This window comes from Desulfovibrio sp. (assembly GCF_047607245.1).
GTDB lineage: Bacteria > Desulfobacterota > Desulfovibrionia > Desulfovibrionales > Desulfovibrionaceae > Desulfovibrio.
In genome coordinates, this window is the sequence record NZ_JASGDK010000073.1 from 1 (window position 1) to 7128 (window position 7128).

Below are 7128 nucleotides of genomic sequence, written 5' to 3' on the forward strand. Positions count from 1 at the left end.
CACCCTGCCACGTCTGTTGGGCATTTCCTTCCTGTGCTTCGTCTTCATCAACCTGATCCCTTCAGATCCGGCTGAGGTAGCCCTGCGCGTGCGGCAGACCCCCATCATAACCGAAGGGGCCATTGCGCAGATGCGTCAGGAACTTGGCCTGGATCAGCCTTTTATGGTGCGCTATGTGCGTTGGCTGTGGGACTGCATGCACTTTGATTTTGGCATCAGCTACACAAACCCCACACGTACCGTGCTGGGCGAAATCGCGCGCTGCCTGCCTGCCACACTCAAACTGGCCGGGCTCTCCCTTGTATTTGTAATCGGCCTGAGCCTGCCCATTGGTTTTTTGAGCGCGGTGTATCAGGACTCGTGGTTTGACAGAATCATGCGCGGGGCGGTTTTTGCCACTACCGCCATGCCCGCCTACTGGGTGGGACTGCTGCTCATCTGGCTTGTGAGCATCAAGATGGATCTTCTACCCACCAGTGGTCACGGCGGGTTTGCGCATCTCATTCTACCGGCATTTACCGTAGCTCTCACTTATATTTCTACGTATATCAGGCTGATTCGCAACAACATGCTTGAAAACATGCGTGAAGATTATGTGCTGTACGCCAATGCGCGCGGGCTCAAACAGCGCAGCATTTTTGTGCGGCATATTCTCAAAAACTCCCTGCAATCGTGCATCACGGCCATTGGCATGAGCATACCGCAGCTCATTGCCGGCACCATTGTGGTGGAAAATGTCTTTGCATGGCCCGGCATTGGCAAGCTGTGCATAACCTCCATATTTAACCGCGATTATCCCGTCATTCAGGCCTATGTGCTCATGATGGGCGTTCTTTTCGTATTCTTCAACCTGGCCTTTGACATAGTGCAATACGCCGCTGACCCCCGCTTGCGCCAGGAGAGAGATTGATGCTCAAACAGCTCTTCAAAAATCCTATGGCCCTGTTCTGCATGGTCATTATAGGCATTACGGCTTTGCTGGGCATCTTCGCCCCCTGGGTGGCCCCGCATGACCCTTATTCAAACGATATTCTCAACAAATTCGCTGGCCCGTCGTGGCTCTATCCCCTGGGCACAGACCAGTTGGGCCGTTGCGTATTTTCGCGCATGCTCCACGGCATACGCCCCACTCTTTTTCTGGCCTTGCTAACAATGTTCGGCACGATGACGCTCGGTATCGTCATGGGTATGCTGGCCGGATACTTTCGAGGCATAGTAGACGAAATCATCATGCGCATCGTGGACGTTATGCTGTCCTTTCCCAGCCAGATCATGATTCTGGCTGTGGTGGCCCTGCTTGGTGTGGACATACGCAATGTCATCATCGCCAGCATATTCATCAAATGGGCCTGGTATGCCCGTATGATCCGCACGGCAACTATCAAATACACCGAAACAAACTTCGTACTCTATTCCCGCAGTGTGGGCTCTGGCAATTTTTACATACTTACGCGCCATATGCTACCCTGCATTGCGGCTGAACTGGCGGTTCTGGCCAGTCTTGATACAGGTTGGGCCATCCTGAACATATCTACCCTGTCCTTTCTGGGTCTTGGCGTTCAGGCTCCCACCCCCGAGTGGGGGGCCATGCTCAACGAAGCCAAGAACGTCATGATTTCCAACCCCGAACAAATGATCGTGCCAGGCATTGCCGTGGTGGTGCTGGTGGGGGCCTTCAACCTTCTGGGCGACAGTCTGCGCGACGCCCTTGACCCCAAGGCGGTGCGTCAATGAGCGCGGTGCTGACAGTCAAAAATCTGCATGTGCTTTTTCTGCATGAAGGCAAAAGCCTGCCTATTGTAAGCGATATCAATTTCAGCGTCCGGCGTGGACAGTGCCTGGGCATACTGGGCGAATCTGGCAGCGGAAAAAGCATGACCTGCAAGGCCGTGCTTGGCCTGCTGGACAAAAACTTTGAAATACGCGGCAGCGCGCGTTTTGAAAATCGCGAACTGCTGCTCGAAAGCGCCGAGAATCTGCGCAGACTGCGTGGCTCGAAAATATGCACGGTCTTGCAAAACCCCATGTCGTGCTTCGACCCCTTGTTTCGCATTGGCGAACAGATGGAAGAAACCCTGGTGGAACATACGCCGCTGCGCCGCACCGCCCTGCGTGAAAAATGCCTGGAAATTCTCAATCTCATGCGCATCAACAATCCGCAGGAGGTGCTGCGCAAGTATCCCCACCAACTGAGTGGCGGCATGCTGCAAAGGGTCATGATAGGGCTTGCCGTTGGCCTTGAGCCCGACCTTATTATAGCTGACGAACCCACCACAGCCATTGATTCCATAAGCCAGCACTCCATCATGCAGGAATTCATGCGCATCAAGCAGACGGGCAAAACGTCTATGATCTTCATTTCCCACGACCTTGGCGTCCTTTCCTACATAGCGGACGAGGTGCTTGTTATGCACCGGGGGCAGGTTGTGGAACAGGGAAGCCCAGAGCATGTATTCAATCATGCCTCTGATCCCTATACCCGTCATCTAATAGCACAACACAAAGCGGTCATGCGCAAATTTTTACGCGCCATTCACCCCGCTAGGGAGGTCCTGGCATGAGCGCCGTGCTGACAGCCACAGATATTCAGGTGTCCTTTCTTAAAGAAAGCCAGAAAACCATTTTTTCTAAAGAACGTCAGCAGGTGCTGCGCGGCATAAACCTTGAAATCAATGAAGGGGAATGCCTTGGCATTATTGGCGAATCCGGCAGCGGAAAAAGCACTTTGGGGCGTGTATTGGCGGGCTTGCTGCAACCTGACAGCGGCAAAGTCGTTATTGAAGGCATTGACATATACGACCGCCGCTGCCGCAAACAGGCGGCTCTCAGGCACAATCTTGCCATAGTGTTTCAGGACTACACATCTTCTGCCAACCCGCGCTTTCGCGTGTCGAGCATTATCGGTGAATCTCTGCGAGTGCTGGAAAAAACCGGTGAGCGCATAGACCGCAAAGCCCGTGTGGCCGAACTGCTTGAGCAGGTAGGATTGCCCGCCGACTTTGCCGGACGCTATCCCCACGAACTCAGTGGCGGCCAGTTGCAGCGTGTGTGCATTGCCCGCGCCATAGCCCTGCGCCCGCGCGTCATTCTATTGGATGAGGCCATCAGCTCTTTGGACGCCAGCACCCAGATCCAGGTCATGGACCTGCTTATGGATCTGCGCAAACGCCACGGTCTTTCATATCTTTTTATAACTCACGATCTGACCAGCATAACCTACCTCTGCGACCGCGTACTCTTTTTCCATAACGGCAGCGTGGTGGAACGCGTGGACCAGATGGACCGCATTGGCTTCATCCGCAACGACTATGCCCGACGCCTGCTTGAATCAGTCATGGGTATAGGCGTGACTGGCGGCCTTCCCGCACAGGAACAAAACTCCCTGCAACCTGCCAGGACAAACATTGGCGATCTGTCATCGCATATGCCGCAACAGATCAGGGCTGTCTGACGCATCCTGAACATACGCACCAAAAACACAGTAAATTTTCTACCAAAGGCCCTCAAGTGACTGCCCCCAATAGTTACATCAGCCAGCGCGACTACACCCGCCTGCTCTTGCCCTTTGTGCTGGCCACAGCCACCCAACCCTTATTGGGTGCCGTGGATACCGCCGTAGCCGGGCATTTGCACAGTCCGGCCCACATTGCCGGTGTGGCTGTGGGGGCGGTTATTTTCAATACCATATACTGGTTGCTGGGCTTTTTGCGCGTGGGGGTTACAGGATTCAGCGCGCAGGCACAGGCCGGGGGCCAGCCGGACGAAATATGGGCTTCCTTTGCCCAGCCCTGCCTTTTGGCCGCCATGCTGGGTGGGGCAATCGTGCTCCTTCAAAAACCCGTTTTCGCCGCCGCCATGCTGGTGCTGAAACTTGAAACCGACGCACGCATGGTGGCAGCCGCATACTATGGCATTCTGGTGTGGGCGGCCCCTCTGGTGCTCATAAACTACGTTATTCTGGGCTGGCTTATGGGCCAGGCCCGTATACGCGCCGCCTTGACTATGCAGATGGGCGGCAATGCCCTTAATATCGCTCTTGATATCCTGCTTGTGCAGGGCGGCGGATTCGGCGTGGAGGGCATAGCGCTGGCCGCCTGTGCAGGTCATATTTTTTCTCTGTTGGCTGGTCTGTATTTCCTGCGCCCTCTTTTGCCGCGGGTGGATCACGTACGGGAAAAACTTCTGCAACTGGAAGATCTGTGGCGCATGGTGCGCGTCAACGGAAATTTGCTGTTGCGCACGGTCTGCCTGTTGGTTCAGACCAACATCTTTATGGCCTCCTCGGCATCCTTTGGCACCCTCACCCTTTCGGCCAACGCCATTCTTTTTCAGGTCATGCTCTGCTTTTCATATGTTTTTGAGGGCATTGCCAACACATCCAGTGTATTGGCTGGCCGCGCCGCGGGTAACCACTGCCCCGATATGCTGACCAGAGTACGCCACTGTACGATCTTGTGGACTGTTGGCAGCGCCCTTGGCATGGCAGCCCTGTATCTGCCCCTGCGCACCTCATTGTTGGCTTTATTCACTGATTTGCCAGAGGTGCTGGCCGCGGCAACGACCTACAGCCTGTGGGGAGTGCTTTTTCCCCTGTGCGCAGGTTGGGGTTTGACATTTTACGGCCTGTTTACAGGGGCCAGCGTGACCCGGCCTGTTTTTCTATCAACGCTTTGCGCCCTGACGGCATTTGTTCTGGCCTGGGCCGTGGCTGTGCCCCTGTGGGGCAACAACGGCCTGTGGTTTGCCTACACGGTATTTTATCTGGGACGCAGTGTTTTTCTCGCACCCTGGTGGCAGTTTTTGCGCCGCGCCGCCACATTCGCGCCGCGTCCTGTGACCGCATAATAAATGATGAGCATAAAGGAAGTACTAATGGATGACATCAAGAGCGTATGGAGCAGCATGAAGGCCGGAGAAAAAAAACGCGCCGCTATGTGTGCTGAAGACGTAGATATGCCTGCCACCATCATCACCGGACTGCGCCCAGGCAAAACCGTTTTGCTCACTGCGGGCATTCACGGCTGCGAATATTGCAGCATACAGGCGGCCATAGAACTGGCTGATGAACTACGCCCCGAGGAAGTAAGCGGAACACTGCTGATCATCCACATTGCCAACTCCTCTGGCTTCAAGGAACGCCTGCCCGAGGTAGTGGCTGAGGACGGTAAAAATCTCAACCGCGTTTTTCCCGGCAAGGCTGATGGCAGCAAGTCTGAGCGCATCGCCTGGCATATCACGGGCCTGCAGAAAAGCTCCGATTTTTATATCGATATGCACGGTGGCGACCTGCATGAAAGCATGCACCCCTTTGTTTTCATCCCGGGCGTGGCCGAAGACCCTGTAACTCAGGCTGCCCGCGAAGCTGCACAAGCTCTTTCAGTAGACATGCGCGTGCGCTCACGGGCCACCACCGGAGCCTACAATTCAGCCGCCATTTTAGGGGTGCCGTCCATGCTGATTGAGCGTGGGGGTAACGGCCAGATCAGCAGAACCGAGGTTGACGCTTATAAGCGAGATGTCCGTTCAGTGCTGGCCCATTTGAGCGTACTGCCTGCCGATCGGCTTATACCGCCAGCGCAACGCCCACAGCAACGTGAACTGGACAGCGCCGTCTACCTTGAAGCTGATACAGAGGGTTGCTGGCACCCCTGTGTTGCGCCTGGACAGCCGGTGTTGCAGGGCCAGTCCCTTGGCGAGGTACGCACCAGTTTTGGTGAACCCTGCCGCCAGTATGCAGCTGAACGCGATGGCAGGGTTTTATACATGACCGTGTCTCTGGCGGTGGAAAAAGGCACTCCGCTTGTGGCTTACGGTTAGAGAGAGTTTGGCCGCTCCACTTCGTCAAGACACTTATGCCAATAGGTCACAGGTAAAATTATGGAATTTCGCCAACTGGAATGTTTTGTCCGCACTGCGGACTTCGGCAGCACATGCCGGGCCGCCGAGTCGTTGCATACTTCGCAATCCAGTGTCAGCAAGCACATCTCCGCTCTGGAGCGTGAGCTTGAAATCACGCTTTTTGTGCGCACAAACCGGGGGGTACGCCTGACTCCTGATGGGCACGAACTGTACGATCATGCGCGGCGCATACTGCAAAATGCCCGAATGATGCAGACAATGAGCGGTAAAAAACGGCATCAGAAATTTCGTATCGCCTGTTATGCCTCAGCAATGATCTCAAGACTCTTCTGCGACTATTACATGACATTGCCGCAAGGAGAATACAAGGGCATCTTTCTGGAAGGCACGGTCGAAGAAATTATAGACTATGTTCACAATGATATTACCGAAATCGGTATCGTTTTTCTTCCTGAAAACAAACACAAGTATTTTGAACGCCTGTTGGCTGGTAAAAATCTGGATTTCGTAGAAATTTCTCGTCACGACCTTTGCATTTATGCCAGCGAAAAAAGCCCTCTGTACAACAAAAGTATCGTCCATTTTTCAGAACTTGAGAACATACGCTTTATTCAGCGTGTGGACGGTTTTTTCTCTGTAGAAAACAACCTTGGCGGCTATGGTCAGGATCTTTTTGCAGATGTGCAGATCAACAAGGTCATTACCACCAACAGCGACAACCAGCTCATTGAGACCATCCTCAATACCGACCTCTGTAACATCGGCATACGCCTTATCAACAGCAATTACCGTAAATACGCCATCAAAGACATTCCTATAGCGGGATGCAACGGTTGCCTGAGCCTCGGTTACATCAGACGCAACAAAAGCACCATGTCGCCTGAAGTGGGCAATTTTCTGAAACGCATTGTGGAAAATCTTTGCGCCGTGCAGCACGGCCAAAGGCGGGGGCACAAGCATAATCAGCACAGTTTTCTGTAAACCAATACGAGAGGAGAGGAGTTTTTCATGACACGCAAACTCACCACACTGCTTCTTGCAGCAACTATGCTTCTGGGAGCAGTCAGCGCCAGCCACGCTGTGGACTTCAAGATCAAGGGCGTCTGGAACATGAATTTTGAATACGGCAGCGGCGGCAATTTTACAGAGCGGGGGCGCTCTGTAAACGGCAACAAGGCGGCGCATGTGACGGGTTGGGGGCGATATGGCGAAGACCAGTTTGAAGCCAAATCCCGTGTACGCCTGCAACTGGACGCAGTAGCCTCAGAA

The 7128-nt window shown here is 54.0% G+C and carries 7 protein-coding genes and 1 pseudogene; all 8 read left to right on the forward strand.

What is annotated here, in order from left to right:
- Window positions 1-4: 4 nt before the first annotated feature.
- A complete protein-coding gene (gene opp1B, locus QM579_RS05730) occupies window positions 5-910 on the forward strand; it encodes a nickel/cobalt ABC transporter permease (protein WP_414998225.1) in 906 nt (301 codons plus the stop codon).
- A complete protein-coding gene (gene opp1C, locus QM579_RS05735; RefSeq protein WP_414998219.1) occupies window positions 910-1734 on the forward strand; it encodes a nickel/cobalt ABC transporter permease in 825 nt (274 codons plus the stop codon). The genes opp1B and opp1C overlap by 1 nt, the downstream gene beginning before the upstream one ends.
- A complete protein-coding gene (locus QM579_RS05740) occupies window positions 1731-2561 on the forward strand; it encodes an ABC transporter ATP-binding protein (protein ID WP_414998220.1) in 831 nt (276 codons plus the stop codon). The genes opp1C and QM579_RS05740 overlap by 4 nt, the downstream gene beginning before the upstream one ends.
- Window positions 2558-3451: an ABC transporter ATP-binding protein gene (locus QM579_RS05745; protein ID WP_414998221.1), complete on the forward strand. Its 894-nt coding sequence runs from the start codon at window positions 2558-2560 to the stop codon at window positions 3449-3451. The genes QM579_RS05740 and QM579_RS05745 overlap by 4 nt, the downstream gene beginning before the upstream one ends.
- A gap of 56 nt (window positions 3452-3507) precedes the next feature.
- On the forward strand, window positions 3508-4845 hold the full coding sequence (locus QM579_RS05750; protein ID WP_414998222.1) for an MATE family efflux transporter: 1338 nt from the start codon (window positions 3508-3510) through the stop codon (window positions 4843-4845).
- Window positions 4846-4872: 27 nt separating this feature from the next.
- The gene (locus QM579_RS05755) at window positions 4873-5817 is read left to right on the forward strand and encodes a M14 family metallopeptidase (protein ID WP_414998223.1); all 945 of its coding nucleotides are present in this window, start codon (window positions 4873-4875) and stop codon (window positions 5815-5817) included.
- A 60-nt stretch (window positions 5818-5877) separates the two neighbouring features.
- On the forward strand, window positions 5878-6840 hold the full coding sequence (locus QM579_RS05760; protein ID WP_414998224.1) for a LysR family transcriptional regulator: 963 nt from the start codon (window positions 5878-5880) through the stop codon (window positions 6838-6840).
- 27 nt (window positions 6841-6867) lie between these two features.
- Window positions 6868-7128, forward strand: a pseudogene (locus QM579_RS05765) (hypothetical protein); the annotation flags it as partial.